Origin of the sequence: Sorangium sp. So ce295 (assembly GCF_051527405.1) — a bacterium.
GTDB classification, from domain to species: domain Bacteria; phylum Myxococcota_A; class Polyangia; order Polyangiales; family Polyangiaceae; genus Sorangium; species Sorangium cellulosum_B.
Window position 1 is genome coordinate 7121767 of record NZ_CP150324.1, and the last position, 26036, is coordinate 7147802.

At 71.6% G+C, this 26036-nt stretch carries 25 protein-coding genes; 16 read left to right on the forward strand and 9 right to left on the reverse strand.

The window, feature by feature from the left end; all coding sequences use genetic code 11:
- The first annotated feature begins 163 nt into the window (after positions 1–163).
- From WMF11_RS26975 to WMF11_RS27005, 7 genes are all read left to right on the forward strand, one after another.
- On the forward strand, positions 164–772 hold the full coding sequence (locus WMF11_RS26975; RefSeq protein WP_437972749.1) for a YdeI/OmpD-associated family protein: 609 nt from the start codon (positions 164–166) through the stop codon (positions 770–772).
- A 29-nt stretch (positions 773–801) separates the two neighbouring features.
- Positions 802–1146: a VOC family protein gene (locus WMF11_RS26980; protein ID WP_437972750.1), complete on the forward strand. Its 345-nt coding sequence runs from the start codon at positions 802–804 to the stop codon at positions 1144–1146.
- Positions 1147–1283: 137 nt separating this feature from the next.
- Positions 1284–2435: a penicillin-binding transpeptidase domain-containing protein gene (locus tag WMF11_RS26985; RefSeq protein WP_437972751.1), complete on the forward strand. Its 1152-nt coding sequence runs from the start codon at positions 1284–1286 to the stop codon at positions 2433–2435.
- A 56-nt stretch (positions 2436–2491) separates the two neighbouring features.
- Positions 2492–3124, forward strand: coding sequence for an endonuclease III (nth, locus tag WMF11_RS26990; RefSeq protein WP_437902167.1), 633 nt, complete (start codon positions 2492–2494; stop codon positions 3122–3124).
- 7 nt (positions 3125–3131) lie between these two features.
- Positions 3132–3815, forward strand: coding sequence for a uracil-DNA glycosylase (gene ung, locus WMF11_RS26995; RefSeq protein WP_437707309.1), 684 nt, complete (start codon positions 3132–3134; stop codon positions 3813–3815).
- A gap of 7 nt (positions 3816–3822) precedes the next feature.
- Positions 3823–4587, forward strand: coding sequence for a YkgJ family cysteine cluster protein (locus WMF11_RS27000; RefSeq protein ID WP_437972752.1), 765 nt, complete (start codon positions 3823–3825; stop codon positions 4585–4587).
- 126 nt (positions 4588–4713) lie between these two features.
- Positions 4714–5331 carry a glutathione S-transferase family protein gene (locus tag WMF11_RS27005; protein WP_437902169.1) on the forward strand — a complete coding sequence of 206 codons (618 nt, stop codon included), beginning with the start codon at positions 4714–4716 and terminating at the stop codon, positions 5329–5331.
- A gap of 142 nt (positions 5332–5473) precedes the next feature.
- Here WMF11_RS27005 and WMF11_RS27010 read toward each other — a convergent pair whose 3' ends face one another.
- The 5 genes from WMF11_RS27010 to WMF11_RS27030 all read right to left on the reverse strand — a co-directional run bounded on the left by WMF11_RS27010 (position 5474) and on the right by WMF11_RS27030 (position 11311).
- A complete protein-coding gene (locus WMF11_RS27010; RefSeq protein WP_437972753.1) occupies positions 5474–5848 on the reverse strand; it encodes a DUF4351 domain-containing protein in 375 nt (124 codons plus the stop codon).
- A 124-nt stretch (positions 5849–5972) separates the two neighbouring features.
- Positions 5973–6635, reverse strand: coding sequence for a hypothetical protein (locus WMF11_RS27015; RefSeq protein WP_437972754.1), 663 nt, complete (start codon positions 6633–6635; stop codon positions 5973–5975).
- Between the two features lie 433 nt (positions 6636–7068).
- Positions 7069–8382, reverse strand: a complete 1314-nt coding sequence (locus WMF11_RS27020; RefSeq protein ID WP_437972755.1) for a sigma 54-interacting transcriptional regulator — start codon at positions 8380–8382, stop codon at positions 7069–7071.
- Between the two features lie 60 nt (positions 8383–8442).
- Positions 8443–10254 (reverse strand): protein kinase domain-containing protein, encoded by a 1812-nt coding sequence (locus tag WMF11_RS27025; protein WP_437972756.1) that lies wholly within the window; start codon positions 10252–10254, stop codon positions 8443–8445.
- 169 nt (positions 10255–10423) lie between these two features.
- Positions 10424–11311, reverse strand: coding sequence for a phosphotransferase family protein (locus WMF11_RS27030; RefSeq protein ID WP_437972757.1), 888 nt, complete (start codon positions 11309–11311; stop codon positions 10424–10426).
- Between the two features lie 84 nt (positions 11312–11395).
- Between WMF11_RS27030 and WMF11_RS27035 the strand changes: the two genes are divergently transcribed.
- On the forward strand, positions 11396–12301 hold the full coding sequence (locus WMF11_RS27035; protein WP_437972758.1) for a PP2C family protein-serine/threonine phosphatase: 906 nt from the start codon (positions 11396–11398) through the stop codon (positions 12299–12301).
- A 19-nt stretch (positions 12302–12320) separates the two neighbouring features.
- On the opposite strand, the gene WMF11_RS27040 is transcribed toward WMF11_RS27035, so the two are convergent.
- Entirely contained in the window at positions 12321–13202 is an 882-nt protein-coding gene (locus WMF11_RS27040; RefSeq protein ID WP_437972759.1) for an SCE4755 family polysaccharide monooxygenase-like protein, read from the reverse strand.
- Between the two features lie 356 nt (positions 13203–13558).
- Here WMF11_RS27040 and WMF11_RS27045 point away from each other — a divergent pair, with 356 nt between their 5' ends.
- Positions 13559–14404, forward strand: a complete 846-nt coding sequence (locus WMF11_RS27045; protein ID WP_437902177.1) for an aldo/keto reductase — start codon at positions 13559–13561, stop codon at positions 14402–14404.
- Between the two features lie 179 nt (positions 14405–14583).
- A complete protein-coding gene (locus tag WMF11_RS27050; protein ID WP_437902178.1) occupies positions 14584–15489 on the forward strand; it encodes a hypothetical protein in 906 nt (301 codons plus the stop codon).
- A 76-nt stretch (positions 15490–15565) separates the two neighbouring features.
- Here WMF11_RS27050 and WMF11_RS27055 read toward each other — a convergent pair whose 3' ends face one another.
- A complete protein-coding gene (locus tag WMF11_RS27055; protein ID WP_437972760.1) occupies positions 15566–17023 on the reverse strand; it encodes a thioredoxin family protein in 1458 nt (485 codons plus the stop codon).
- Positions 17024–17193: 170 nt separating this feature from the next.
- Between WMF11_RS27055 and WMF11_RS27060 the strand changes: the two genes are divergently transcribed.
- Both WMF11_RS27060 and WMF11_RS27065 read left to right on the forward strand, forming a co-directional pair.
- Complete coding sequence (locus WMF11_RS27060) at positions 17194–17859, forward strand: hypothetical protein (RefSeq protein WP_437972761.1); 666 nt, start codon at positions 17194–17196, stop codon at positions 17857–17859.
- Between the two features lie 131 nt (positions 17860–17990).
- Positions 17991–18737, forward strand: a complete 747-nt coding sequence (locus tag WMF11_RS27065) for a hypothetical protein (protein ID WP_437902181.1) — start codon at positions 17991–17993, stop codon at positions 18735–18737.
- A 43-nt stretch (positions 18738–18780) separates the two neighbouring features.
- Here WMF11_RS27065 and WMF11_RS27070 read toward each other — a convergent pair whose 3' ends face one another.
- Both WMF11_RS27070 and WMF11_RS27075 read right to left on the reverse strand, forming a co-directional pair.
- Positions 18781–19602, reverse strand: coding sequence for an alpha/beta fold hydrolase (locus WMF11_RS27070; RefSeq protein ID WP_437902182.1), 822 nt, complete (start codon positions 19600–19602; stop codon positions 18781–18783).
- Positions 19603–19711: 109 nt separating this feature from the next.
- Entirely contained in the window at positions 19712–20626 is a 915-nt protein-coding gene (locus tag WMF11_RS27075; RefSeq protein ID WP_437972762.1) for a LysR substrate-binding domain-containing protein, read from the reverse strand.
- A 219-nt stretch (positions 20627–20845) separates the two neighbouring features.
- Here WMF11_RS27075 and WMF11_RS27080 point away from each other — a divergent pair, with 219 nt between their 5' ends.
- From WMF11_RS27080 to WMF11_RS27095, 4 genes are all read left to right on the forward strand, one after another.
- Complete coding sequence (locus tag WMF11_RS27080) at positions 20846–21529, forward strand: type 1 glutamine amidotransferase domain-containing protein (protein WP_437540951.1); 684 nt, start codon at positions 20846–20848, stop codon at positions 21527–21529.
- A 321-nt stretch (positions 21530–21850) separates the two neighbouring features.
- Entirely contained in the window at positions 21851–23896 is a 2046-nt protein-coding gene (locus WMF11_RS27085; protein WP_437972763.1) for an OPT family oligopeptide transporter, read from the forward strand.
- 647 nt (positions 23897–24543) lie between these two features.
- Complete coding sequence (locus WMF11_RS27090) at positions 24544–24780, forward strand: hypothetical protein (RefSeq protein ID WP_437292665.1); 237 nt, start codon at positions 24544–24546, stop codon at positions 24778–24780.
- A gap of 319 nt (positions 24781–25099) precedes the next feature.
- Positions 25100–26023: a LysR substrate-binding domain-containing protein gene (locus tag WMF11_RS27095; RefSeq protein WP_437972764.1), complete on the forward strand. Its 924-nt coding sequence runs from the start codon at positions 25100–25102 to the stop codon at positions 26021–26023.
- Positions 26024–26036: the final 13 nt, after the last annotated feature.

Below are 26036 nucleotides of genomic sequence, written 5' to 3' on the forward strand. Positions count from 1 at the left end.
ATGGGCCAACGGAACGGCAAGTCGGCGACACGGGCGCCACTCGGTCGCCATGGCCAACGTGCGATAATATCCCTGTCAAGAAGAAGCTCTGATACGTGTAGTTACCCCGGCACACCGGCTCCCTTTCCTCCTTGATCGATAGGCTTTAACCGGGACCTTTTTCATGGCGCCGATCATTCCCAACCCAGACAAGATCAAGAGCTTTCCCACCGAGGCGGCGTTCGAAGCCTGGATGGCCGCGAACCACGCCCGCGAGACCGAGCTGTGGCTGAAGATTCACAAGAAGGACTCCGGCATGCCGACGGTGACCTACGCGCAGGCGCTGGACGTGGCCCTGTGCTGGGGGTGGATCGACGGCATCCGGAAGTCCTTCGACGAGGTCTCGTTTCTGCAGCGGTACACCCCTCGTAAGGCGAGGAGCGTCTGGAGCCAGATCAACACGGATCACATCGCGCGGCTGACGGCGGCCGGCCGCATGACCCCGCACGGCCAGCGGCAGGTCGACGCCGCGAAGGCAGATGGCCGCTGGGAGGCCGCCTACGCCCCCATCCGCAGCGCCACCGAAGCCACCCTTCCCGACGATCTTCGCGCGGCCATCGAGGCGAACCCACGGGCGCGCAAGACGTTCCAGACCCTCGGGCGCCAGAACCTCTTCGCGCTGGCGTTTCGCATGAACAGCATCAAGACGCCCGCCGGGCGCGCGAAGAAGATCGAAACGCTGGTGGCGATGCTGGCGCGCGGTGAGACCATCGTGCCGGAAGGACAGCGCTGACCTCGGTCAGCGCGCGCGGCTCCCCTCCAATGAGCGTGCACCGTGTTGCCTACGTGGTCCTCCGGTGCGCGGACCTCGAGCGCTCGCGGCGGTTCTACGAGGGCCTTGGCCTGCGCTTGTCACCAGAGCAGCACGGCAACGGACCGAAGCACTACTCGTGCAACGTGGGTGGAATGATCCTCGAGCTCTATCCGCTCTCGGACAGGCCGACGTCCGGTCTCCGCCTGGGGCTCGTCGTCTCCGACCTCGATCGGATCCTGGAGTCGCTCCGAGCGCTGGGCGCGGTGGTCGGCGCCATCCGCTCCGAGGGCAGCTCGCCCGTGACGGTCATCGATCCCGATGGTCATCGGATCGCCCTGGAACAAGAACGCTGAGCCGCTCCAGGGCAAAGCCGGGGAGCGCGCGCTGCTCCTCATGAACCGCTCCCCCCTCCTCCTCGGGCGACGAGGTGCCCGTCGCGAACGCCGCGCGGAACTTGGCCCTCCCGCGCGCCCGCTGGCATCTCCGCGGGGTGCGATCGCGTCTCTTCCTCGCGCTCGCCGCCGCGATCGCCATCGGGATCGCGCCGGCGACGGCATCTCCGGCCCCGCCGGGCGTCCGAAAGCTCCACGTCGAGGCCGGCGCGGTCCACGCCACGGTCGGCGCGTCGGGCAAGCAGGTGCGCCTCACGCTCGATCCCGAGCTCCAGCGCGCCGCCGAGCGCCTCCTGGCCCGCTCCGGCGCCCCCGAGGGCGCCATCGTCGCCTCCCACGTCCGCACCGGCCGCATCCTCGTGTGGGCGAGCCGCGGAGACCGGGACTACGTCGCCACCCCGCTCGCCCCGAGCGCGAGCCTCTTCAAGATCGTCACCGCGGCGGCGCTGCTCGAGGGCCGCAAGGTGAACATCGCGACGCCCGTCTGCTACACGGGCGGCATGAGCGCGATCACCGCGGCCGATCTGGAGGGCCGCGGCGCCACGTGCACCGTCTTCGGCGAGGCGCTCGGCCGCAGCATCAACGGCGTCTTCGCCCGCCTCGCTGGCCGGCACCTCACGGCCGACGACCTGCGCAACAAGGCCCGCGATCTCGGCTTCGACGGCGAGGTCCCCATCGACATCCCCGTCGCGCCGAGCGCCGCCCACATCCCGGCCGACGGGCTCGGCCTCGCCCGCGCCGCCGCGGGCTTCTGGAGCGGGCGGCTCAGCCCGCTCGGCGCGCTGTTCGCCATGCAGACGATCGCCAACGACGGCGAGCGCGTCCGCCTCTCGCTGCTCGCGCCGCCAGGCGCGCACGACGCGCAGGACCGCCGAGACGCGGGCGCGCTCGGGCCACGGAGCACCGACGGCCGCGGGCTCCGGGCCGACGTCGCGCGCACCCTCCGGTCGATGCTCGAGGTCACGACGCGGCGGGGCACCTGCGCCAAGGCGTTCCGCAAGCCCGACGGCACCCGCGCCCTCGGCACCATGCCCGTCGCCGCCAAGACCGGCACGCTGGTCGGCGGCAGCCCGTCGCGGATGTTCTCGTGGTTCGCCTCGTTCGCGCCGTCGGATCGCCCCGAGATCGCGGTCTCCGTGATGCTGGCCAACGACATCGCGTGGCGCACCAAGGCGAACCTCGTGGGGCGCGAGCTGCTCGAGATCTACTTCGGCCGGAGACGCCCGGGGCCCGTCGCCCGGCGTCGCTGAGGGGCCAAGCCCCGCTGACGGGCGGCCCGGGGCTGGGTTACGCTGCGACGACCCCCATGAACGCCCGAGACCGCATCCCCCTCCTCCTCGAGCAGCTGCGCCAGGAGTACCCCGACGCGCGTTACGAGCTCGACTGGAAGACGCCGCTCGATCTGCTCGTCGCGACCATCCTGGCCGCGCAGTGCACGGACGAGCGCGTCAACCGGGTGACCGCCACGCTCTTCCCGAAGTACCCGACGGCGCAGGCGTACGCCGACGCGCCCACGGCGGAGCTCGAGGAAGAGCTCAAGCCGACCGGCTTCTACCGCCAGAAGACGAAGACGGTGCAGGCCGCGTGCAAGGAGCTCGTCGCGCGCTTCGGCGGCGAGGTGCCCGCGACCATGGCCGAGCTCACCACGCTCCCGGGCGTGGCCAGGAAGACGGCGAACGTCGTGCTCAACACGGCGTTCGACATCCCCTCGGGGATCATCGTCGACACCCACGTCGCCCGCCTCAGCGGGCGCATCGGCCTCTCGAAGCGCGAGAAGCCCGAGCAGATCGAGGAGGATCTGATGAAGATCGTGCCGAAGGACCAATGGACGTTCTTCGGCCCTGCGCTGGTGCTGCACGGCCGCTACACCTGCGTCGCCAGGAAGCCGAAGTGCGGGGAGTGCCGAATGAGCGAGTTCTGTCCGAAGGAAGGGGTCTGAACGAGGGATGAAGATCGATCTACCTGCCTCGTGGGAGCGCGTGCTCGCCGGAGAGCTCGAGCAGCCGTACTTCAAGAAGCTGGCGCGCTTCGTCGAGGACGAGCGGAAGGCGCACCAGGTGTTTCCGGCGGAGGAGGACGTCTTCGCCGCGTTCAAGCTCACGCCGTACGAGAGCGTGCGCGTGCTGCTCCTCGGCCAGGACCCGTACCACGACGACGGGCAGGCCCACGGGCTCTGCTTCTCCGTGCGCCCGGGCATCACGCCGCCGCCGTCGCTGGCCAACATGTACAAGGAGGCGGTCTCGGATCTGCCGGGCTTCACGATCCCGAGGCACGGCTGCCTCACCACGTGGGCGACCCAGGGGGTGCTGCTGCTGAACACCGTGCTCACCGTCCGGGCGCACACGCCGAACTCCCACAAGAACCAGGGCTGGGAGTCGTTCACCGACGCGGTCATCAAGAAGGTCAACGACAGGCCCGACGGGGTGGTGTTCGTGCTCTGGGGCGGCTACGCGCAGAAGAAGGCGAAGCTCATCGACGCGAAGCGCCACACGGTCATCAAGACGGCGCATCCCTCGCCGCTGTCGGCGAGGAACGGCTTCTTCGGCAGCAAGCCGTTCTCGACCATCAACAGCGCCCTCCGCGCCCGCGGCAGCGACGAGATCGACTGGCGGCTCCCGGAGACGGCGTAGCGCCGCGATGACGCGGCGGAAGCGCTCCCTGCCGCTCGCCCCCGCGACGCGGTACACCCCCGCCGTCCTCGAGGGGATCGCCGACGGGGAGCGCGCCGCGCTCGCGCTGTCGCTCGCCGCGCGCACCGAGGCCGGCGCGGTGTCGGCCGCGGCCTCGGCGCTCGCGCGGGCCGAGGCGCTGCAGGGGGCGTCGGTCGCCGCCGAGCCGCCCGATCGGCCCATCGCCTGCAGGGCCGGCTGCGCGACCTGCTGCGTCAGCAAGGTGCTCGTGCTGGCGCCGGAGGTGCTCCGCATCGCGGCCCACCTGCGCGCCACGCGGAGCCAGGCGGAGCTCGCCGCGCTGGAGGAGCGCGTCCGCGCCGCCGACGCGGCGACGCGCGGGCTCTCCCGCCTGGAACGCGCCGAGGCCGGCGTCCCCTGCCCGCTGCTCGACGAGCGCGGCGCCTGCTCGATCCACGCCGTCCGCCCGATCGTGTGCGCGGCCTGGGGCTCCCTCGACGCCGCCGCGTGCGAGCGCCACTTCGCCGCGCCCGCGTCCGTGCCCACGGCGCCGATGCACCGCCCTGGATACGAGGTCGCCAACGCCGTCCTCGCCGGCCTGGGATGGGCTGCGAAGGAGCAGGGCCTCGACGCCGCGCCGCTCGAGCTGATCGCGGCCCTGCGCATCGCGCTCGAGCGCCCGAACGCCGGCGAGCGATGGATCGCGCGCCTCCCTGTCTTCGCCGCGGCCCGCGACGCCGAGTGGCAGGAGGATCGGCGGCGCGAGGGCTGATCGCGCGCCGCGGTCGGCCCGCGTCATCTGGGCGATCGCGGTCGGAGAAATCCGTTTAGGCTAGCGCGCCATGGAGGCAGCCGCCGGTCGGCGCCTCGCGACGGAACACAGGTCTAAGGAGACGCGATGAAGATCTACGGACATCCCATGAGCACGTGTACGCGCAAGGTCCTGACGGTGCTCGCCGAGAAGGGCCAGGAGGCGCAGTTCGTGCTCGTCGACCTGACGAAGGGCGCGCACAAGCAGCCCGAGCACCTCGCGCGCCACCCGTTCGGCGTGATCCCCGTGCTCGAGGACGAGGACTTCACGCTCTACGAGTCGAGGGCGATCATGCGTTACCTCGATCACAAGCTTCCGGGAGCTTCGCTGACGCCGACCGAGCTCAGGGCCAGGGCGCTCATGGATCAGTGGCTCAGCGTGGAGCAATCGTACTTCGGCACCCCGGCGGTCAAGATCGTCCTCCAGCGGGTCTTCCTGCCGATGCAGGGCAAGCCGGGCGACGAGGCGATCGTCGATGCGTCCAAGGCCGAGGTCTCGAAGGCGCTCGACGTGGTCGAGAAGGCGCTGGCCGGCCACGAGTACCTCGCGGGATCGAGCTACTCGCTGGCCGACATCTCGTGGATGCCGTACCTCCAGTGTCTCGTTGTGTCGAAGCTCGGGGAGCTCATCACCGATCGGCCGAACGTCGCGGCGTGGTGGAAGCGGATCAGCGAGCGGCCTGCCTGGGTGAAGGTGTCGTCCTGACGCCTGCCGGCCTGCCCTGAGCGGGCGTCTTCTGCGCAGAAAGCGACGGGGTGGTCGGCGACGCCGGGACGCCGGCGCATCGCTGCCGTCCCTGGGCGGCCGCGCTGCCGGCGGCCAGGCGCGGCGGGCCCTCCTCGGCCCTTCAGCTCGGGACGCCGAGCACCTCGTCGAGCGTCCGCGCACCGAGCACCCGCTCGCCCCACCGCTCGAGCTCAGCCACGTCGGCTGCGTCGATGCGAGCGACGACGGCAGCGGGCAGCTCACCGAAGCGGGCCCGGAGCTGCCGCAGCAGGAGGTTGCGCCCCCCTTCCTTCAGCCCCTCGTCGCGCCCCTCGTTGCGCAGCTTTTGCTGGTAATCCTCGAACCACGCCCGGATCTCTGCGCTCACGTCGTCCTCCTCGCTCGTCGCCTGCTCATCGAGCCCGAGCTGGAAATGTACCAGGAGAGGCGTGGCGACGCTCCTCTCCCAGGCGTCCTCCGGCATCGCCGCCAGATCGGCGAGCGCCTCGCGCAGCACGCGCCCGGATCCGAGGTGGTTCGAGCGCTGCGGTCGCCGTCGAGGGGCTCGACACCCATAGAGCGCCACGACGTCGCCGCTGGCCCGCAGGCCTGATAAGGGGGCGAATTCCGGCAATGCGCCTTCACGCAGCGGGGAAGAGCAGAGGGACCACGACAGCACTCCCGAGAGCATAAGCGCTCAAACCGGCGATGAGGCCGCACGCCGTCAGGATGCCTGCGAAGAACGACGAGCTACGCGCGCCAGCCCAGAGCGCGCGCATCGCTCTCCACCATGCGTTGAAGAGCGCCCAGGACGTGAGGATAACGAGCGTCGCTGCCCCTCCGACGACGCCTGCGCCGCGAATGGAGCTCGGCACCTCGACGACCCCCGCATACGCGAGCGGCAACAGGACGAGATCAACGATCAGCAACGCGCAACCCAGGCCGACGAAGGATTGCCAGAAGAGCCACGGAACATGCGTCGCCGACGACATCGCGACAGCGTTCGAACGGCGTTGCCTGAATTCGACGAGCTTGCCTGCAAAGGCCGCCCCGGATGCGAAGACCATCACTTTGCCGGTCAGATCGACAGCGGCGGCGAAGCCCTGCGGATCCATTCCCCCGGTCGCGTCGAGGAGGCCTGCGGCAGCGACGACCAGGACAGCGGCCCAAAGGACCAAGAAGAGCAGCGCGGCCGGCGCGGCGATCAGGAGCGACCAGACGGCGAGCGCGATCGCCGCGAGCACAACCTGCCAACGGCTCGAGACAGAAGAGGACGTGGAAGCGTTCGAGGTGGGCGTCGTCATGTGCTTTCGGCCGAAGGTGCAAGTCGCCGGCCAGCGTCTCGCGGAAAGCCCATGCACGCGCGGCCACGTGAACGGAGCAAGGACGACGCCCGATGGCGCGTGTTGCCGAAGCCAGGCTCCAGCGCCGCGAGGTGATCGCGTTCAGGGTGCGCGGCCGCGCGGGTGATCGCGATCAGGTGCGAGGGAAGTCGACGGGCTGGGGCGCTCGCGTCGCAGGAGCAGGCTGCGCGCTTCGAAACGCACAGCGCGCCCTCGGCATGCCGGGTGCTCCAGAGCGGCGCCCAGCAGGAGGTCATGAGCATGAGCGTCACCCAGCTCGTTCAGCGCAATGGGCCTCACCGGAGCTCCAGGGCGTGCGCGACGCCTTCGATGGTGCCCGCGCGCGCGACGGCGATGCATCGGCGTACGTCCGCTCTCGGGACCAGCTCGCCGCTTACCGCTTTCGCGCTGGCCGCTCGCCGGCCTCGTATTGAATGGCCTTGAGCCGCCGGAGCAGCTGAGCCCGGGACAGCCCGAGACGCTTCGCCGCCTGGCTCTGGTTACCGCCGCAGGCGTCGAGCGCCTCCTGGATCGCCTCCCGCGTCGTCGGTGGCGGCGCGGCCGTCGATGCGCGTACACCGAGCACCTGCTCCACGATCGAGAGCTTGAGCCCCACCGCCGGATCTGCCGCCGCGACCAGCTGGTTCACGCCCCGCACGTTCGCGGGCCAGTCGTGGAGCATCATGAGCTCCACCGCCTCCACGTCCACCCTCACGCGACCGAGCTGCAGAGGGCCGTACGCGCGCTCCCAGAGCGCCAGCAGGATCGCGAACACATCCTCCGGTCGCTCCCGGAGCGGCGGCAGCGAGATGCGCACCGGAAACCGCGCCAGCAGGTCGAGGCGGAACCTGCCCTGCTGGACGGCCTCCTCGAGCGGACGGTTGGTCGCCGCGATGACGGCGATATCCACGTGCACCGGTTCCTTCGCGCCGACTGCGAGCACCTCCTGGTTCTCGAGGACACGCAGCAGCTTGGGTTGCAGCTCGACCGGCAGCTCGCCGATCTCGTCGAGGAACACCGCTCCTCCAGCGCTCGCTCGCAGCACCCCAGGGTTACTCGCGCCGCTCCCCGAGAACGCCCCGCGCTCCCAGCCGAAGAGCTGCCCCTCGAACACGCTCGCGGCGATGCCCGCCACGTTGACGCGCGTGAAAGGACCATTCGAACGCCTGAGCGCCCGCACGACCGCGTCGGCAAGCATCTCCTTGCCCGTACCGCTCTCCCCTGTGATGAGGACGTTGCGCACGGGCCGCGTGGCCAGCCGGTCTAGCTCCGCGCGAGCTGCGCGGAGCCCCCACGGCCCCGCAAGACCGCCAACGGCCGGCTCCGGTTCGGCTGGCCCCGCGTACGCCTCGCGATAAACAAGCAGGGTTTCGCCCACGCGCAAGATGGCCCCATCCTCGATGGGCACCGGCTCATCCGCTGGGAGCCGATGGCCGTCGAGCCATGTCCCGTTGCGCGAGCCCACATCCTCGATCTGCGGGCGCCCTCCCGCCCGCGTCAGGCGAAGGTGGTTGGACGAGACCTTCGTGTCGTTGAGGCCCGCCGCCGCAAGCCATGCCCGTCCGACGTAAACCCCGGGGGACGGGAGAGGCACGGCGATATTGGCAGGAAAGGCGGCGAGCAGCGCTGGCGTTCCTCGATCGCGGCGTGTGCCAGTCGGGGGCCGGTGCTCGTCGGTGGGCGCATCGCGCGGCGGCCGGGTGGTCATCGCGCCCTCATCATCGGCCCCCTCGGAGCGGCTCCCTCGCAAGCCTGCCGCGCCCCGTCCTCATTCTGCGTCCAACGCGACGGCGACCCGCACCGAAGCGCTGGCCTTCTCGCCCACGAAGAGCAGCAAGCCCTGGCACAGCACGCTGCTCTTGAGCCAGTCGTAGTTGGCCGCGACGCGCCCCTCCGAGAGCGGCACGCTTGCCTCCGTCACCCGGATCACGACCTCGCCACGCACCAGCTCGGCCGTCGTGATCTGCAGTCGTTCGGGCTCACCTCGCGCTGCGGGGTCCTGCGTGAACGGGATGCAGATCTCTTCGCCGGTGGACTGGCGGCGCACACATGCTTGTGCGGCCGGGTGAGTCCTGGACATGTCCTCGGTGAACCTCGTTTCGCCGTCCGGCCGCCGGGCAACCCCCGTGAGCCGCAGCAACCACGAACGATCCGGCAAGGGGACGTCCTCGCACGGGGCCGGCAGACAGGTCATGCCCTTGGAAAAGCAGTCTCCCTGCTTGTTGCAGCACGGCGTCACCTCGGGCTGCTTCGGCGGCGCAACCAGGAGCGGATCGGGCCGCACGGACACCACGCCCGGCGCGGCGGGCAGCGTCATCTGCGCCACCTCGCCGGCGTCGGACTCCGGTCGACCCGCGAGCATCGATGCGCCCGCAGAGGCCGCGGCCCCGAGCGCCAACCCCACCGCCAGGAGGAGCGCCGTTCGACCCGGCTTGCCAGGCGTGGAGGGCGGCTCCGCGCGCACGGAGTGCGTGCTCCGCGCGGGGACGGACGTCGCCGAAGGCTGCCGCGAGCCGTCAACCGGTGAGAGCGTCGGGAGGGAGGGCCGCAGCGCCGCGGATGGCGGTGACGGCATCGGCGTGGTGCGGGGCGGGTGGCTCGCGCGCGGTCCGGGCCAGGAGGTTCGTCCTGCTTGCACTTGGAGCTCGGTCGGGCCGAGATGCGGGTCCGTCGCGCTCGCGCGCGGCAACGCGACGCCCAGCTGCCTCTGGCTCGCCCGCGCCGCGGTCTCGATCCGCTCCAAGAGCGCAGCGCCATGACTTGGCCGCCGCCGCGGCTGGATCTCGAGGCACGCGCGGATCACCTCGGCCCAGAAGGCGTCCGGCACCTGGGGCGGCCAGGGGCGATGTCCTTCCTCCGCGGCGACATAGGCGTCAATGAACGCCTCCACCGACGCATCGACGGAGAGCCCAGTCGGGTGCGCTCCGCCGAGCAGCTCGCACGCGAGAACGCCGAACGCGAACACGTCGCGGGTAAACCCCTCGCGCAGCGGGAGCCAGCGCCCAGGCGCGAGCAGCTCGGGCGCCATGTACGCGACGGTGCCGATGACCGCGCCCGTGGCCGTCAGCGGCCTAGGGTTCCCGACGGGCGCGGCGATCCCGAAGTCGATGAGCCGCACGCTGCCGGGCGCATCCGCGGCGCCCCAGAACGCGTCGGTGATGAGCACGTTGGCGGGCTTCAGATCGCGATGCAAGAGGCCAAGACCATGCACATGGGCCAGCGCGGCCGCGATCTGAGCCAGCACGGCGCCGCGCTGAGCGAGCGACATACGCGTCGCCGCGTCCGCGAGCGACTGGCCTTGCACGAAGTCGAAGACCAGGCCCACGACCCCGTCCGCAGGCGCTTCGAAGAGGGCGCGGCAGGGAACCAGGGTCGGATGGACGGCGCCGGCGACGGCTCTTGCCTCGCGCCGGGCGCGTTCGGCGGCTCCTCCCTCGAGGCCGCTCAAGAAGAACAGCTTGAGGGCACGCACGCTCCCGTCGAGCGGATCGTGGACCTTCCACACGGCCCCCTGCCCTCCCCGGCCGAGGGGTTCCATCAAGGTGTAGCGGTCAACACGGACGCCGGGGCGAAGCTGCACGATCCATAGTTACCGCAGCGGTCTGCCCGACAGAAGGGGGTGATTCAGAGAGGATAGGCAACGCTCGCCGACGAGGGCTGCTGGCTCAGCCCTCGTGGCCCGTGCCTGGACGCGTCACGCTGGAGTCGTCCGTTCCACATGTTCTCTCGCATCGAGCGAACAGCCCTGATCAACGCTCGACGACTTCCGAGATGCGGCCACAGACATCGGCCGCCCGGCGCGTCTCTGGCTCCGCCCCGTCGAGGAGCCCCACCAGGTTGAACAGGTCGAACGCCGCGGCCCAGCGCTCGAACCCCTCGGGAAGCGGCGCGCTCTCGCGGTAAGCGCCCGCGAACGCCGCGACGAACTCGGGCCCCGGGCTCCAGCGCAGGAGCTGGCCGACGTCCATCAGGCTCGGGCCCGCGTACGCGAACTCCCAGTCGAGCACGAGGAGCTCGCCCGACGACAGCCAGTGCAGGTTCGACGCCTTGAAATCGCCGTGGAGGAGCACGGGCGCCGACGCCAGCGCGCGCAGCGCCTCCGTGTTCGCGTCGAGGAACGCGCGCACGCGCTCGCTCAGCTCGCCGCGCAGGGCAGGAGCCAGCCTGTCGAGGACCGCGTCCACATGACCCCGCAGCGCGCCGATGCAGTCGGCGAACGGCACGGAGACGGCGAGCTCCGGCCCCAGGAAACCCGCGCTGTCGTAGCTGACGCCGTGAATCTCCGCGAGCGCGCGCCCGACCGCAGCGCCGCACGTCGCGGTGTCCTGGAGCGGAACGTGCGGGACGTGCTCGAGGACGAGGAAATCGTCACCCGCCGACAGGACCGCCGGGACGCGGAACGACCTCCAGCCCCGCGCGAGCAGGCTGGCCTCCTTCGGCGCCGCCGCCGCGTCTCGGCGGTACACCCGCAGCACGCGCTCGGCGCCGAGGCGCACGTTCACGTTGGCGTGCCCGCCGGAGAGCACCTCCGCTTCGCCCGTGAACGGCGGGATCCGCCGCTCGATCTCGGCGCGCGCGAGGGTCTGGACGTGCGCGGCGCGCTCCCACGCGCGCTCGGGGTTGGGAAGCAGCCTCATGCGGTCTCTCTTCATTTCAGGCACGAGGCGCGCCGCGCGTCGAGCGCCCTCCCTCAGGCAGCGCCCCCGCGGTACGATGCGCGCATGCCCGTGTACCGCAAGTCCCCCGTCGAACACGCCGCGGCGATCGCCGTGGCGGCCCGGACCGACGTGGGCCTCAGCCGCGAGCACAACGAGGATACCTTCCTGATCAGCGATCTCGCGCGCGGGCTCGCCCACGGGCCCGCGGCCGCCCAGGCGTCCGTCGCGCCGCCGCTCGCCCTGTCGCTCGGCGTCTACGACGGCTCCGGCGGCGCGTCGTCCCCCGACGCGGCGAGCCGGCTCGCGGCGCGCATCGTCCACGCCATCCTCACCCGCTCCGCGCCCCGATCGAGCGACGCCCTCGAGCGGAGCCTCCTCGAGGCGATCGGCGAGGCCGGGCGCGCCGTCCGCGACAACGCCCGCCGGAGCTCACAGCACCGGAACAGCGGCACCACGGTGACCGTGGCCGCGCTCTGCGATGAGCGCCTCCTGCTCGCGCAGGTCGGCGACAGCCGCGCCTACCTCCTCCGCAGCGGCGTCCTCACCCAGCTCACCCGCGACCAGACCCTCCTCCAGTCGCTGCTCGACAGCGGCAAGCTGCGGCCCGAAGAGGCCGCCACCTTCGAGCACAGGGGCGTGATGCTCCAGGCGCTCGGGCTCCGCGAACACCTCAGGATCGCGCTCTCCGCCGTCGAGCTCCGCCGCGAGGACACCCTGCTGCTCTGCACCGACGGGCTGAGCGACCTCGTCGATGATCGGCACATCGCCGCCGCGCTCGACGCCCACCCCGACCCCGCGGCGGCCGCCAGCGCCCTGATCGACGCCGCGCTCGCCGCCGGAGGCCGCGACAACGTGACCGCGCTGGTCACGCGGTTCGACGGCCCCTGGCTCGCCCCGCCGGCCAGCGACCGCGCCGCGGAGATCATCGAGATCGCCAGGTTCTCCGAAGGGCCGACGCGCCGCTCCTGACGGCGCGCCGGCCCCGCGATCACGAGCGCCGCGACCCGCGACCGGCAGCGTCCTGCCGCGGCGCCAGCCGGCCTCGCCCCCGCCCGCGCGCCGCGAGCGCGAGGGCGGCGAGCGCGCCGAGCCCCGCCGAGATCGGAGCCCCGCCCGCCGCGCCGCCGAAGTTGCACCCGCCGTCGTCCTCCGCCGCGCCAGATCCCTCGTCAACGCCAGCGCCCGTCGTTGCGCCCCCGCCCGTGCCCGCGCCCGCCCCTGTCGTCGCGCCCCCGCCCGTGCCCGCGCCCGTCGTCGCGTCTCCGCCTGCGCCCGCCGCGGCGCTGCTGCTCGCGCTCGTCGCCGCGTCCCCGCCCGCGCCCGTCGCGCCGCCGCCCGTGCCGGCGCCAGAGCTCGCGGCGCTCGTCGCGGCGCCAGGGTCGGAGGACTTGAGCACCAGATCCGCACAACGGTAGTACAGGGTGGCAGGCCTCCTGTCCGTCATGACCTGGATGAGCTGAAGCGTGCAGTTGTCACACTCCACGTCCGGGAGCGTGACCTCCGCCGAATACGACCCTCCTTTCTTGTCGGCGATGCCGTCGAGCAGGCAGCCCTTGTCCACCCCCGGCTCGCAGAGATCGTTCTCGTTCGCCGGCTCCGGGAAATCGTCGAAGCCGTCGTCGTCGAACATGATCCGGAAATGCCCAGGGTGATCGATCGTCTCGTTCCACGTCACCGTGATGGTCTCCCCCGGCTCGAACACGGTGACCGTCTCGCCCCGCGCATCGCCGCGAGCACCGCAAGGCGCCACCTTCTGCTGGTCGTCCGCGTGCCTCGGCGCGGGGGACGTGAGGTCGATGTGCGCGCGGCTCACGCCAGCGAACGACATCACGGCGGCCAGTACGAACGATCCCATCAGCTTGCAACGCATCGATCCACCTCCTCGGAGCCCGCGGGCAGCGCAATCTACACAGCGGCTCATCGTCTGTCTGCGACGTCCTCAAGCAAGGAATTTTCTATGGACAAGGCGCCAGCGACCGACGTCGCGAACCGCCGGGCTCAGCCCGGTAAAGGCGCTCGGGGTTGCTTTTCGTGGTAATTCAGCGATCCCACCCGGGGCGGAGGGGCGCCTCTGGAACGCTGATCAGGTAGAAAACTCTGTGTCCATGCGGCTCTCCGTGAAGGGAGGCCAGCACGGACCGCGTGGGGGTGGGGCCCCGCCCGGCTCTGCCGGCGGGGCGGGGGCGGCGCGTGCCGCCCCGCTGACAAAAGCGGAGGTTCATCATCATGGAGCAACGCGCACTCGGTTCTACTGGCGTCGAGATCCCGGTCGTCGGACAGGGCACCTGGCAGATGGAGATGGACGATGAGGCGGCCTGCATCGACGCCATCCGGCGGGGGATCGACGCGGGCATGACGCACATCGACACGGCGGAGATGTACGGCTCGGGCGCTGTCGAGGCGCTCGTCGGCAAGGCGATCGCCGGCCGCCGCGACGAGGTGTTCCTTGTCTCCAAGGTGCTGCCCAGCAACGCGAGCTACGCCGGCACGATCGCGGCGTGCGAGCGCAGCCTGGAGCAGCTCCGCACCGACCGGCTCGACCTCTACCTCCTCCACTGGCCCGGGCCGCACCCCCTCGAGGAGACGTTCCGCGCCTTCAAGGACCTGAGGGACCGGGGCAAGATCCGGTATTTCGGCGTCAGCAACTTCGACCAGGCGGAGCTGTCGAAGGCGATCGCCATCGCCGGAGCGCGCGAGATCGCCTGCAACCAGGTGCTCTATCACCTGCTCGAGCGGTCGATCGAGCACCGGGTGCTGCCGCTCTGCGAGCGGCACGGCATCGCGGTCGTCGCCTACAGCCCGTTCGGCTCGGGCCGGTTCCCGGCGCCGGACAGCGCGGCGGGCAGGGTGCTCGCGTCCGTCGCCGCCGCCCACCGCGCGACGCCGTGGCAGGTCGCGCTGCGCTTCCTGCTCCGCCGCCAGCCGGTCTTCGTGATCCCCAAGGCCGCGAGCGCCGCCCACGCGCTCGACAACGCGGCCGCGGGCGATCTGCGCCTCAGCAGCGAGGACATCGCCCGCCTCGAGACGGCCTTCCCGCTCGGCCGGGACCGCGGCGTGCTGCCGACGCTGTGAAGCGGACGGTAAGTCGATGAAACCGTGAGAACGCCAGAAGACACCAAGGTTGGAATTCCACCTTGGCGTCTTCTGGAATCTTGGCCGTGTTCTCCTTCAGGAGCTTCGCGGACCACGCTCGGCTCCGGCGAACGGCATGGCTGCTCTTGGCGGGCCGGCGCGCATGCCATACTGCGCGTATGAGCCACGCGCGCCTATCCTCACTTCTCTTCGGGCTTCTTCTCGCCGCCTGCGATGGCGCGGTCGATATACCGTCCATCAGCGGCAGCACCGGCAACGGCGGCAGCACCGGCGACAGCGGCAGCACCGGCAACGGCAACGGCGGCAGCACCGGCGACAGCGGCAGCGGCAGCACCGGCAACGGCGGCAGCACCGGTGACAGCGGCAGCACCGGCAACGGCGGCAGCACCGGCAGTGCTGGGGGCTCCGTCAGCTCGACCTCGAGCGGCGCGACACCGCTCGCGTGCGGCGGGCGAAGCGGCGGGATCTGCGGCAAGGAGGACTTCTGCGACTTCCCCGACGACTCGTGCGGAACGTTCGACACCACAGGCCGGTGCACCCCTCGGCCCGGGGGGTGCCCGGAGGACTGCCCGGGCGTCTGCGGGTGCGACAACCAGTTCTACTGCAATGCGTGCGCTGCGCAGCAGGCCGGGGTGGATGTCTCGGCGAACGCCTCCTGCATCGAGCCCGAGGTCGGCCGCTACACCGCCTCTTACTGGCCTGGCGGGCTCGATCACCTCACCGTCTACAGGGCCCGGCCAGAGGCGGACCTCTGCGTGGTGCTCTACGCCGAGGCGCCGAGCAGGCAGTCGCCTGTGGGGTTCGACATCGTCACGGTCCCGGAGGAGTGGCGTGTGTCGCGCATCCTGATGCGCAAGGGGGCGGCCAGCTGCGCGCCGGACGCCCAGGGCTCAGCTGACGCCGCCGTGAGCGCGACCAGCGCGACCGGGAGCCTGACGGTGCGAACCTCGGGGAGCACCTCCATGCCCTCCACCATCGACATGGACATCACCGTGATCTTCCCGGAGGAGCACGCGAGCGACCGCCTCCGCGTGACGGGCCTTGTCGTAGGCACCGAGACGTAGCGGGCGCCGGAAGCGACGGGCGGCGCTTCTTCACACCGCCGCCGCGCTGGACCTTCTCCGCCTCGGCGCGCCGCCGTCAGCGCTTCTTCGCACCGCCGCCGCGCTGGGCCTTCTCCGCCTCGGCGAGCCGCCGCCGCGCGTCGTCCAGGGCCGCCTGGCTGGCGTGGCCCTTCGGCAGCGCCTCGTAGCCGGCCACCTCCTCGCGCAGCGTGGCGATCTGCTCCGCGCCCCGCCCGAGCCGCTGCTGGATCTCGGCCCGGAGCTTCAGGTAGCGCAGCCGGCGCGGGCCATAGGCGCGCCCGATGGCGCGCTCCACCGCGGCGAGCGCCTCGGCGTCGCGGCCCGTCGCGTGGAGCACCTGCGCGAGCCGCGCGGGCGGCTCGTACGATCCGGGCATCTGCGCCTCGCGCTCCTTCAGCATCGCGACCGCCTCCTCGCCGCGGCCGAGCGCGATATACGCCATGGCGCGCCCGTAGTCGTACGCGGCGGCCGCCTCGGGCGTCTTCGCCTCCTTCGCGGCCCGCTCCAGCACGGCGAGCTTCGACTCGCTCGCAGCGCGGGCCCCGCCCGCGTCGCCGAGCGCCTCGAGCCCCTCGGCGAGCAGGCCCCACGCGTCGGCCCTGTCGTCCGCGCTCGCGTCCGCGGGCGGGCTCGCGACGATCGACCGCAGCCGGGCGACCGCCGCCTCGCGCGCGGCCCGCTGGGCCTTGCCGCCGGGGAGCGCCGCCGCGCAGGAGAGCAGGACGCTCGCGAAATCGGCGGGCAGCGCCGCGCCCTTCACCTCGCCGACGTGCGCGCTGCCGAGCTCCGCGCACGCCGCGGCGTCCTTCTTGCGGTAGAGCGCCGCCAGGAGGCCGAGCAGCGCCTCGCTGCGCCGCGGCCAGGCCTCGCCGCCCCGGGCCAGGGCGCGCCGGTAGGCGGACACCGCCGCGGCGTGGTCCCCCGCGCTGTGGGCCCGCTTCGCCTCGACAAGCAGGCGGTTCGGATCGTCCGCGGGCAGCGCCGACGCAGCCTTGGAATCCATCGCAAGAAGCGCCTCGCGGATCAGCTCACGCAGCTCCTCGACCGAGGCGGCGCCCCGCCAGAGCCCGATCACCTCGCCGCCCGCCGGCTCGAGGACGAAGAACGTCGGCCACACGGTCACCTCGTGCCGCTCCAGGAACGGCGCGCTCTCCGGTCGATCCGTGTCGACGTCCGCGAACACGACCCGATCGGCGAACGGGCGCAGCGACGGATCGGTCAGCACGTAGTGCTTCATGCTCAGGCAGGTGTGGCACCACGGCGCCCACGCATCGACGAACAGCGCCTTGCCCTCGGTCCGGGCCTTCTCGCGCGCCCGCGGCACGTCGTCGTGGATGAACTCGAGCGGCGGCCGCGCGGCCGCCGGCTCCGCCCCGGCAGCGGGCGAGGGCGCCGCGGCGGGCGGCGACGGCGCGGCGGCTGGAGGCGCCGGCGCGCGTGGCGGCGGCTCGGCGGCGCAGGCAGCGAGGGCGGCGGCGGAGACGAGGGCGGGGAGCAGGGCCGGGGCGCGCACGGCCAGACATGGTAGCCGAACCGCGGCGGGCTCGCCCTCGCTGCGACAGGCGAGCGCGGCACCGGGACCGAGCGTGGCACCGGGACCGGATCGCGGCGTCGCTGGCAGGCGCCTCGGTGCGTCGACAAGGCGCTCCCCGACAGCCGCAAAGCTGGTACAGTCCCGCCGCAGTGAACGATTACGCGGGTCGGTGCGGCAGCTGCGCGGCATTCACCCGGGCGCACGACGATCCAGCGCGCGGCCGCGTCGGCGAGTGCGCCCTCGAGGTGTACCCGCCGCCGATCAAGGCGACAGCGACGTGCGCCCGTTACCGTGCCAAGGGCGCGCCTCCGCCGCCACCGCCACCCCGGGCGGCGGGCCAGCCGCGCGGCACTGGCGTCAGGCCGCGGGCGCCCGAGCGCGCCCCGTCGCCGGAGCGCCGGCCGAGCGCGGCGCCGCAGCCCTTCCGTTCGCCGCTGCCAAGGGAGATCGACATCGACATGGATATCGACGAGTTCCGCCGTGTGCTGCGCGAGGTGCTGTCCGAGGAGCTCGGCGTCGGCCGCGCGGAGATCGGCGGCCGCTGGGAAGGCGGGGAGATCGTGCTCCGGCCCGGGAAGGAGGGCACGGCCGAGAAGCGCATCCCGCTCGACGTGTTCTTCCACAAGATCGTGATGCTCCGCGACAAGCTGCGCGTGCTGGAGCAGAAGATCAACGGGCACGAGGGGCTGAGCGACGCGGAGAAGGTCCAGCTCCAGGCGTACATCACGGGCTGTTACGGGACGCTCACGACGTTCAACGTCCTCTTCGCGCGCCGGGAAGACGGATTCTCAGGCAGCGGCCGAGACAGCGACTGACACCCCATCTGACCTGCGCCGGGAGCGCGATGGCTCTCCATCTCGTGCCTCGTGCGGGCCATGGGGCCTGATCACTCCCTCGGCCCTCCGCTTCGGCCTGCTGGGCCCGGGCGCGGCGCTATACTTGCCCCGTGTTCCGTTCCGATCGAGACGCGCTCGCGGGCAAGCTCGACGACGTTCAGGCCGAGAACGAGCGCCTGCGCCGACAGAACGAGGCCATGCGTCACGCCCTGCTGGCGCAGCGCGTCGGCCGGCAGCCTGTTGCCTCCAACACGTATCGCGGCGGCGTGGCCGGGCTGGGCGCCGGCGAGCGGGTCGCGCTCGCGCGGCATCAGCTCGAGGCGTTTCCTGTGTGGGCCACGGCGCTGCTGCACGTCGTGACGTTCGGAATCGTGTCGTTCATCCGCTTCAACGCGATGCACGCCCAGCTGCCGCAGGCAGAGCGCGACGATCCCTCCGTGGGGAAGGCCATCGGCCTGCACTTCGCCCCGTACTTCAACTACTACTGGATCTTCTGGAACGGCCTCCGGCTCTGTGATCGCGTGAACCTGCAGTGCCGCCTGCGGGGCATGCCCGACGGCGTGCCGCGGGGCCTGGTCATCGCGGCGTGTGTGGCGAGCGTCATCCCGTACATCCAGCTCCTGACCGGTCCGATCACCTGGCTGTTCGTCGCCATCGCCATGCAGCGCACGGTGAACCGGATCGTCGAGCTCGACGCGCGGACCACGAGCGAGCGCGTGGCGCCGGTCGCCGCGGGCGCCGGCGTGTTCGGCGTGCGGTTCCCTGCGGTTCAGGCGCTGCCGGACGACGTCGCCGTCCAGGCGGAGGCCGAGGCGGAGGCCGCGGCGGCGATCGCCGAGCAGCGGCAGCGCCGCTAGAACCTGGGCGGTGGAACGGTCGGGCCGCGTCACCGAAGCGCGCTTAACCGTGGCCAGCCGGCTTCCTCGTGGCGTGGGTGACGGCGAAGCTCCAGACCAGGGTGAGCAACGCTTCGGGATTCTCGATCTGCGGGAGGTGGCCAGTGTCGGCGAGGAGCTCGAAGCGGGCGCCGGGGATGGCCGCCGCGTAAGCGCGGCCATAGTCGGGCGTGCTGATGCGGTCACTGTCGCCCCAGACGATGAGGGTGGGAAGGGTGATGGCGGACAGCCGGGAGCGCAGGGTCGGGTCCGTCATGCTGCCGCCGTAGATGCGCAGGGCGGCGAAGTTGCTGGCGATCGAAGCCTCCATTGCGGCGCGCTGCGCCTCGCTCAGCCGGGACACGTCGATGCGGAAGGGCGCGGGGTCGTGGTAGCTACGCTCGGCGAGCTGGCCCTTGGGCAGGCCGAACACGTCGGCGACGGGCTGATCGGCGACGTGGATGCCGACGGCATCGACGAGGACGATGCCGTGGATTCGGGGGCTGCCAAGCAGCGCGAGCTCGGCGGCGATCCAGCCGCCGATGGAGTTGCCGACGACGGTGACCTCGGTGAGGTCGAGCTGATCGAGCAGGGCGCGGTAGAGCCGGGCGAGGGCGGGAATGCTGTCCAGCCATTCTGGTCGGGGGGTGCCGCGGAAGCCGGGGTGGGTGGGCGCGATCACCCGGGCGCGTTCGCGCTTGGCGAGGGTCTGGGCGAAGCGGTCCACCGACTGAGGCCCGGCGCCGCCGTGCAGCAGCAGGATCGGCCGCCCCTCGCCGCGGGCAGCGACGGTCACATCGGCAAGACCGCAGTCGGGGACGGTGACGGCGTACGTCGTGGTGGTCACGAAGAGGTCCTCTCGGATCGGATGACAGGCGCCGACTCGAGCCGAGGTTAACACAGCCCGATCCCGGTTGGCGCGGGCGACGGTGAAGCAGCGAGCCGCGCTCGTGCTCTCACTTCACGCGCGCCGCCTCGCGCTCGATGACGAACGCCTTGAGCGCGCGGGCGGCGGGCGACAGGACGGTGCCTTTCGGGTGAATCAGCGAGAACGGCCGGCTCGCGCCGCGGAACGGCACGAGCACTTGTACCAGCGTGCCGCGCGCGACGTCGTCCTCGACGAGGAAGTCGTACGTCTGCACGAGCCCGACGCCGGCGCGCGCGAGGCCGATGATGCCGAGCACGTCCTCCGAGCACCGGTAGTGGGCGTCGGGGACGAGCGTGGTCGGGCCGGGGTGGAAGACCCACGAGAGCGCCCGACCCGAGCGCGGCATCTGGAACGCGATGCACGTGTGCTTCGCGAGATCGGGGGGAGAGCGCGGCGCGCCGTGGCGGGCCAGGTAGCCGCTGCTCGCGTAAACGCCGAGCGCGAAGTCGCCGAGCTTGCGGGCGACGAGCGTCCTGTCGGCGATCGCTCCCATGCGGATCGCGAGGTGGTGCCCCTCCCGAACGAAGTCGACGTTCTGGTTCGACACGTGGATGTCGACCCGTATGCCGGGGTAGCGCTCGCGAAACACGCCGAGCGCCGGGAGCAAACGGTGGTGGCCATACGTCGTCGGGACGCTGATGCGCACGCGCCCTTCGGGGGAGGCGCGCTCGCCCGCGAGCTCGCGCTCCCCCGCGGACAGGAGCGCGAGCGCCTGGGTGCACAGCTCGTAATAGCGGCGCGCCTCGTCGGTCGGCGCGAGGCTCCGGGTGGTGCGCCGGAAGAGCGTCACGCCGAGCCTGCGCTCGAGGCGCGCGACGCTCCGGCTCGTCGCCTGCGGCGTGACGGCGAGCATGCGCGCCGCGCGGGTGAAGCTCCCCGTCTCGTAGGTGCGGCAGAACGCCTCGACGTTCGGGAGCGTGCCGGCGAGCGAAGGCGCGACCATTCTCAACACCCTAGTACAAATGCTTCGCCCTGTCGTCGTCTACCAGGCTCGCGCCGGAGAGCCTAGGTGTTGGGTATGACCGCTCCGGATCGTCACAGCGGGCGCCGCGCGGCGTTGACCACGCTGCTCGCCGCCCTGTTCGCCGTCTCATCCGGGTGCGCGGGCGGCACAACGCCCGACAGCGCTCACCCGACCCAAACACAAGCCAAGGAGAACGAGATGAACCAGCGAGTGCTCATCGCCATGACCAGCCATGACAAGAAGGGCGCCACCGGGGAGAGCACCGGCGCCTACCTGCCCGAGATCGCGCACCCGTACGCGGAGTTCACGAAGGCGGGGATCGCCGTCGACTTCGCCTCGACGCGCGGCGGCCGCGTGCCGCTCGACGGGATCGACAAGCCCGAACCGGCCAGCGCTCCGTTCCTCGACGGCGGCGCGCTCGCGGGGCGCCTCCACGACAGCATGCCGGCGGCCAGCGTCGACCCGTCTCGCTACGCCGCGATCTTCTTCGCCGGCGGGCACGGCACGATGTGGGACTTCCCCGACAACGAGGCGTTCGCGCGTATCGCCGCGAGCATTTACGAGCGCGGCGGCGTCGTTGGCGCCGTGTGCCACGGGCCCGCGGCGCTCGTGAACGTGCGCCTCTCGTCCGGACAGTACCTCGTCGCCGGCAAGCCGGTGAGCGCGTTCACGAACGAAGAGGAACGCGCGGTGAAGCTCGACGCCGTGGTGCCGTTCCTTCTCCAGGATCGGCTCGTCGAGCGCGGCGCGCTCTTCCAGCCTGCAGCGCCGTGGCAGGAGCAGGTCGTCGTCGCCGAGCGCCTGGTGACGGGGCAAAACCCCGCGTCGGCCGCGGGCGTCGCCGAGGCGATGGTCCGCCTGCTCCACCCCGAGGCGCGTTGAGGGGTCGTGCTTCCAATGCGCTCACTGCGCGGCGAGGTCCGAGAGCGGGTATCGGAGGCCGGTGCGACGTTGAGGAAGACAGGAGCGCTCCGCGGAGGCGAGGCAGCCTCCGGCCGCGCGCGCGAACGGCGCCGGCGGGCGCGAGCCTCGTGACACGGAGCCAGCAATTCCGTCGCAGCATGGGTTCGCCGGGATCGGCGGCGGGGCGCGGGGGCGATGGCGTGAACGGGAAATCGGCGAGATCTGCGCCGTAGGCGCTCGCCGAAGAGATGCGCGGCGCGTCGCCCACCATGGTACAAGGTGCGAGGAGGTCGCCGCGCAATGGCCATCAAACAGCTCACGCCAGAGCAGGTTCACACCATGTCGCTCGAAGAGAAGGACGCATGGTGGCTGAAGAACGTCTACCGCGGCGACATGCCCCAGCTGACGTGGCGCTCGGCGATCACGGGCATGCTCCTCGGCGCCTTCCTGTCGCTCACGAACCTGTACATCGGCGCGCGCACCGGCTGGTCGCTCGGCGTCGGGATCACGAGCGTGATCCTGGCCTTCGGGCTCTTCAAGGTGCTCTCCAGGCTCGGCCTCGGCAGCGACATGACCGTGCTCGAGAACAACGCGATGCAGTCCATCGCGACGTCGGCCGGATACATGAACGCGCCGCTCTTCACGAGCCTGGCGGCCTACTCGATGGTCACGACGACGATCATCCCGATGGGCCAGGCGATGGTCTGGATGTTCGTCCTCGCCATCCTGGGCGTGCTCTTCGCCTTCCCGATGAAGAAGCGCTTCATCAACGACGAGCAGCAGCCCTTCCCCGAGGGGATGGCCGCCGGCGTCGTGATGGACGCGCTGCACGAGAGCGACGAGAAGGAGGGCCTCTTCAAGGCGAAGCTCCTCCTCGGCGGCGGCCTCCTGAGCGCCGCGCTCGAGCTCCTCCGCGACGACAAGGTGATGCGCGCGCTCTTCGCGCTCAAGAACATCCCGCATTACTACGACGAGCTCCTCTATGGCGGGGGCTTTGCCGATCTGCTCAAGCGCTGGGGCCTCTCGCCGGCCATCCGCGGCACCCCCCTGAACGAGCTCACCATCCGGTTCGACACGAGCATCATCTTCGTCGCCACGGGCGGCCTGATGGGCATCCGGACCGGCGTGTCGCTCCTCCTCGGCGGCATCCTCAACTACTGGATCCTCGCCCCGCTGCTGATCGAGCGCGGGATCATCCTGCCGAAGAACGGGCATTTCGGGTTCGGGGCGATCACCCTCTGGGCGCTGTGGGGCGGCGTCGCGTGCATGACGACGTCCTCTCTCTACGCCTTCTTCTCCAAGCCCAAGGTGATCATCGACGCGTTCAAGGGCCTCACCAAGAAGGGCGGAGCGACGGACGTGCTCGCGGACATCGAGCTCCCGGTGAAGCTGTCGATCATCGGCATACCCGTCGTCGGCGCGGTGATCGTGGTGCTCGGGCAGCTCTGGTTCGGGATCTCCTGGTGGCTCGGGGCGCTCGCGATCCCGCTCGTCTTCATCTTCTCGCTCATCGCGGTCAACTCGACGGGCATCACGGCGATCACCCCGACCGGGGCGCTCGGCAAGCTGACGCAGCTCACCTACGGCGCGCTCGCGCCGAAGAACATCACGACGAACCTGATGACGGCCGGGATCACCGCCGAGGTCGCGAGCAACACGGCGAACCTGCTGATGGATATCAAGCCGGGCTACATGCTCGGCGGCAAGCCGCGCCACCAGGCGATGGGGCACGTGCTCGGGACGGTCGCGGGGCTCGTGCTCTCGGTGCCCGTCTGGTACTTCGTGCTCATCCAGGGCGACATCGGCCGCTACGGGACGGAGCGGCTGCCGGTCCCGAGCGCGCTCACGTGGAAGGCCGTCGCCGAGGTGCTGATGAAGGGGCTCGATTTCCTCCACCCGACGGCCAAGTCCGCGGTGGTGGTCGGGGCGATCGTCGGGATCCTCGTCGAGATCACGAGGCAGGTCACGAAGAACCGATTCCCCCTCTCCGCGGTCGCCCTGGGGCTCGCGTTCATCCTGAACTTCACCGATATCTGGTCGATGTTCCTCGGCTCGTTCCTCTTCTGGCTGCTCGAGCGGCGCGCCGCGCTCTGGCGCAAGAAGCGCGAGCAGGAGACACGGCTCAGCGAGACGGCGCCGGGCGGGCGCTCGGACGCGCCGCCCGCGCGGCCCTGGTACGCGCTCGCCGCGGAGAACACCGAGGCCATCTGCGCGGGCGTGATCGCCGGAGGCTCGCTGATGGGCATCGGCCTCAGCGTGCTCGGCGTGCTTGTGCTGCCCGACGTGCTGGAAGCCGAGAGCCTCACCAAGGCGCTCGGACAGATCCTTCAGTTCCTCCCGAAGTGAAGCGCTGGCGGTCGACGGGCGGGCCCATCCGGCTCGCTCGCGGCCGCCTGCTGAGCCCGATCCGGCGCGCGGGCGTGCTGAGGACGGCGCCTCGCCGTGCGAGCGCACGTCGAGGTGAAGGTGCGTGGGCGGCTCGCCGCGCCGGCCCCAGCCATGCAGCCGCGCCTCACTGTGACAGGAATGCGCGCCGTGGAGGGCCGCGGCGAGCGCGGTTCAGGACCGCGCGGGCACAGCACGTCGCGCTGTCGAGCCGCTCCGCTCGGAGGCGCTCGTGGCGCGGTTCATGCAGCCTTATTTGCACCGCGTCAACACGAGGTCAGCCAAGGACGCGCGAGGAAAGAACCGTCCATGCCGGTGAATGCGCCCCCCTCCCGAGGAACGCCCAACCCCGAGCCCGTCGGCGATCCCGGACGGGGTCCGCCGGTGCAGGATCCGGCGCCGCGCGAGCCCCCGCGGCGCGACCCCGATCCTGGCGAGCCGGCGCGTCGGGACCCCCCGCCCCCTCCACCAGCGCCCGGAGAACCCTCTCCGGAGATCGAAGACCCGCCGGCGCCGGGACAGCCGCCCAAGGAGCCCGGGGTGATCGCGAGGGCCGGCCGCGCTCGGCGCGCGGCGCAACGTCATCCCCTAACCGTCGAGAGGTTTGCATGAACACGTGTGACTGCTGCGGCAACAGCTACGACAAGGCATTTCAAATCATGGTGAGCGGCACGAGCTACACCTTCGATTGCTTCGAGTGCGCGATTCACAAGCTCGCGCCCGTGTGCGCCCATTGCGCCTGCCGCATCGTGGGGCACGGCATCGAGGCCGGCGGGGCGTTCTACTGCTGTGCGCACTGCTCCAAGCAGGAGGGCGTGGAGGGGGCCATCGATCGCGTGGCCTGAGCCCCCGCCGGGGCGCCGGCCGCGCTCGGTCCGCCGTTCGCGCGCCCCCGCGGGTCGATCTGCGCGAGGTCGTACCGCGCGCTCGGCGAGGTCGACCCGCCCTGCGCCGGGGGCGTCGCCGCGAGCCGATCTGCGACCAGGGTGGCGGCCAGGATGAAGAGCAGCAGCGCGACGCCCGTGTGCCCGCGAGCCTGCGTGAGCATGAATGCCTCCTTCGCGGCGAGGCGATCGCCTCGCGCTCCAGGAAACTAGATCTTCGACGCGCGTATGATAATGCTGGCCCGCCGACGAGGATTGCGTCGCGGAAGGAACGAATGGGATGGAGCCGGCGGGCGGTCACCTCGGTGAGATGAGGGCGTTCCTGGAGGTGGCGCGGCGGCAGAGCTTCTCGGCGGCGGCGAGGGCGCTCGGGCTCACGTCGTCGTCGGTCAGCAAGCAGATCGCGCGGCTGGAGGAGCGCCTCGGCGCGCAGCTCCTCCGGCGCACCACGCGCCGCGTGAGCCTCACGGAGGCAGGGACTCTGTACGCAGAGCGCGCGGACCGGATCCTCTCGGACATCGAGGAGGCGCAGCGGGCGGTCGCGGATCTCGACGGGACGCCGCGCGGGACGCTGCGCATCTCGGCGCCCACCGTCCTCGGCTCGATCCGCGTCGCGCCCGCGGTGCTGGCCTGTCGCGCGAGGTACCCGGAGCTCCGCATCGATCTCGACCTCACCGACCGCATCGTCGATCTGGTGGCCGAGCGCATCGACGTGGCGGTGCGCCTGGCCGCCGAGATCTCCCCTGCTTCCCTCGTCGCGCGGCGGCTCGCCGACGACCTGCGCGTGCTCTGCGCGAGCCCCCGGTACCTGCGGCGCCACGGGACGCCGCGCTGCCTCGAGGACCTGGCCGACCACGACTGCATCACGCTCAACCTCGAGCCTGTCGCCCGGTGGACGCTCGTGGGCCCCGAGGGCGAGCGCGTCGTCCCGGTGAGCGGCACGTTCCGCTCCAGCGACACGATCACGCTGCGCGACGCCGCGGTCGCCGGCGTCGGCCTGGCGAACCTCCCCGATTACGTCGTCCAGGATCAGCTCGAGAGCGGCGCGCTGCGGCGCGTGCTGCCGGAGTACGGCGCCTCGAAGCGCGCCAGCTTCGCGGTCTACGCCGCGCCCGCGCGCGCCGCGGTCCGCGTCGTCGTCGACGCGCTGGCCAGGGCGATGGGGGCCGCGGAGACGGCGAAGCCGACGCCGCGGAAGCCGTGAGCCAGCGCGGCGA

What these genes read in the sequence shown, in the direction of transcription:
- WMF11_RS27075 (WP_437972762.1), bottom strand. Translation starts at nt 20,626, where the DNA reads ATGGTCGCGCCTTCGCTCGCCGGCACGCTCCCGAACGTCGAGGCGTTC.
- WMF11_RS27035 (WP_437972758.1), top strand. Translation starts at nt 11,396, where the DNA reads ATGCCCGTGTACCGCAAGTCCCCCGTCGAACACGCCGCGGCGATCGCC.
- WMF11_RS27030 (WP_437972757.1), bottom strand. Translation starts at nt 11,311, where the DNA reads ATGAGGCTGCTTCCCAACCCCGAGCGCGCGTGGGAGCGCGCCGCGCAC.
- WMF11_RS27045 (WP_437902177.1), top strand. Translation starts at nt 13,559, where the DNA reads ATGGAGCAACGCGCACTCGGTTCTACTGGCGTCGAGATCCCGGTCGTC.
- WMF11_RS27020 (WP_437972755.1), bottom strand. Translation starts at nt 8,382, where the DNA reads ATGACCACCCGGCCGCCGCGCGATGCGCCCACCGACGAGCACCGGCCC.
- WMF11_RS27015 (WP_437972754.1), bottom strand. Translation starts at nt 6,635, where the DNA reads ATGACGACGCCCACCTCGAACGCTTCCACGTCCTCTTCTGTCTCGAGC.
- nth (WP_437902167.1), top strand. Translation starts at nt 2,492, where the DNA reads ATGAACGCCCGAGACCGCATCCCCCTCCTCCTCGAGCAGCTGCGCCAG.
- WMF11_RS27095 (WP_437972764.1), top strand. Translation starts at nt 25,100, where the DNA reads ATGGAGCCGGCGGGCGGTCACCTCGGTGAGATGAGGGCGTTCCTGGAG.
- WMF11_RS26975 (WP_437972749.1), top strand. Translation starts at nt 164, where the DNA reads ATGGCGCCGATCATTCCCAACCCAGACAAGATCAAGAGCTTTCCCACC.
- WMF11_RS27005 (WP_437902169.1), top strand. Translation starts at nt 4,714, where the DNA reads ATGAAGATCTACGGACATCCCATGAGCACGTGTACGCGCAAGGTCCTG.
- WMF11_RS27085 (WP_437972763.1), top strand. Translation starts at nt 21,851, where the DNA reads ATGGCCATCAAACAGCTCACGCCAGAGCAGGTTCACACCATGTCGCTC.
- WMF11_RS27040 (WP_437972759.1), bottom strand. Translation starts at nt 13,202, where the DNA reads ATGCGTTGCAAGCTGATGGGATCGTTCGTACTGGCCGCCGTGATGTCG.
- WMF11_RS27000 (WP_437972752.1), top strand. Translation starts at nt 3,823, where the DNA reads ATGACGCGGCGGAAGCGCTCCCTGCCGCTCGCCCCCGCGACGCGGTAC.
- WMF11_RS26980 (WP_437972750.1), top strand. Translation starts at nt 802, where the DNA reads ATGAGCGTGCACCGTGTTGCCTACGTGGTCCTCCGGTGCGCGGACCTC.
- WMF11_RS27050 (WP_437902178.1), top strand. Translation starts at nt 14,584, where the DNA reads ATGAGCCACGCGCGCCTATCCTCACTTCTCTTCGGGCTTCTTCTCGCC.
- WMF11_RS27080 (WP_437540951.1), top strand. Translation starts at nt 20,846, where the DNA reads ATGAACCAGCGAGTGCTCATCGCCATGACCAGCCATGACAAGAAGGGC.
- WMF11_RS27090 (WP_437292665.1), top strand. Translation starts at nt 24,544, where the DNA reads ATGAACACGTGTGACTGCTGCGGCAACAGCTACGACAAGGCATTTCAA.
- ung (WP_437707309.1), top strand. Translation starts at nt 3,132, where the DNA reads ATGAAGATCGATCTACCTGCCTCGTGGGAGCGCGTGCTCGCCGGAGAG.